Raw genomic sequence first — 1,356 nt, 5'->3', positions numbered from 1 at the left:
AAAAAATGGCTGGCATCATCATATGTCTGGCGTTGCAGCCAAAAACGATGGCTGAGTTCAACCACTGTCTGTGCGGCAACCTCTCCATTATCTGAGCCGCCAACACCATCTGCCACTACGACGAAGATATCACCGCTGGCCTCATCAACATGCACGGCAGAACGGTCCTGATTATATTGTCGTCCGCCCAGTGCGGATTTTTGTAACAATAGCTGGTTAACATGCATGTAAAGATCCTTGTCATTACTCAAAGGTCGGCAGGGCCGCTTTAAAGTCACTTATTGACTGAAATCGTTCTGTTGGATCCAGCCTGGTGGCAAAGTACAATGCCTCAGCCAGCCTGGCGTCCCCCTGATCACTGATATAAAGCAACAACTGCGACATACTATCGGCCTCGCCAGCCAATAAGGCCTGCTGTCGCTGATAAGCTGTCTGTGGTCGATGCATAGTTAACAACTCAGCCATCATCACCCCCAATGCATGAATATCGGTCCAGGGGCCAATAGGATGAATGCCATACTCTTGCTCCAGCGCACAGTAAGCAGGGGTGTTCTGGGCATATTGGCTCACATAGCCGCCGGCTTGCTTTACTGCACCAAAATCAATTATCAACGGATGCACTTTGGTGCCTGTGCGCAAAAAAATATTACCCGGCTTAATATCCCGATGCACTATCTGGCGCTGATGCATATAGTGCAACCCTGCAAATACTCCGGGCAAAATTTGACTTAACTGCCACCAGCTAAAAGGTTGCTGCTGTTGTTGTACCTGGGTAGCATAATGCTGCCATAAGGTCGTCCCAGATTCGTACTGCATCACCATGTAAGCGGTGCCTGATGCGTAAAAACAATCATAAACAAACACGATGTTGTCATGATCCAACTTTAGTAAGGTTTCACATTCCAGTGTAAATCGCTGTAAAGATTCATGATAAATCTCAGCAACCGCAGCACTTTTGGCTAACACCTGGCCATCCAGCCGACAGGCTAATGCCTCAGGTAAATATTCTTTAATCACCACCTGATATCCAAGCGACTTGTGCCTGGCCAGATAAACAATACCAAAGGCTCCTGCGCCCAGTACCTGTTCGACTTCATAGCGGTGAATAAGGCTGCCGGGGCTTAGTGCACTCATAACGTCATATCACTTGCCCCTAAATTGGCAATAGCGCCAGCAACAATGCAGCGGTAAGCGAGCCATTATTTTTATCTAAAAAACTCCCCTTACCCGTCAACACCACTTCAGAGTAAAAATCTTGCTGGGCTTTATTCGATCCTGAATAACGCACCGAAACATTGTTATTACCGCTGGCGACAAAATTCGTTACAGCCTGAAGCAAACGCCGGTCGTCTCCGG

At 47.9% G+C, this 1,356-nt stretch carries 3 protein-coding genes; all 3 read right to left on the bottom strand.

All coding sequences use genetic code 11. The annotated features are described in order from the left end of the window. A partial coding sequence (locus V7D78_RS14745) for a protein phosphatase 2C domain-containing protein (RefSeq protein ID WP_333609220.1) occupies positions 1–227 on the bottom strand: 227 nt, incomplete at its 3' end. A gap of 16 nt (positions 228–243) precedes the next feature. After that, positions 244–1,134 carry a serine/threonine protein kinase gene (locus tag V7D78_RS14740; RefSeq protein ID WP_333609219.1) on the bottom strand — a complete coding sequence of 297 codons (891 nt, stop codon included), beginning with the start codon at positions 1,132–1,134 and terminating at the stop codon, positions 244–246. A gap of 19 nt (positions 1,135–1,153) precedes the next feature. Then, positions 1,154–1,356: hypothetical protein (locus tag V7D78_RS14735; protein ID WP_333609218.1), on the bottom strand; the 203-nt coding region annotated here is incomplete at its 5' end.

It is taken from the genome of Arsukibacterium sp., from assembly GCF_036735525.1.
Classification (GTDB): Bacteria; Pseudomonadota; Gammaproteobacteria; order Enterobacterales; family Alteromonadaceae; genus Alishewanella.
Note: the sequence above shows the minus strand (reverse complement) of the source record. Positions and strands in the feature narration are given on the sequence as shown.

Coding starts and splice junctions, on each gene's coding strand:
- V7D78_RS14740 (WP_333609219.1), bottom strand. CDS start 1,134: ATGAGTGCACTAAGCCCCGGCAGCCTTATTCACCGCTATGAAGTCGAA.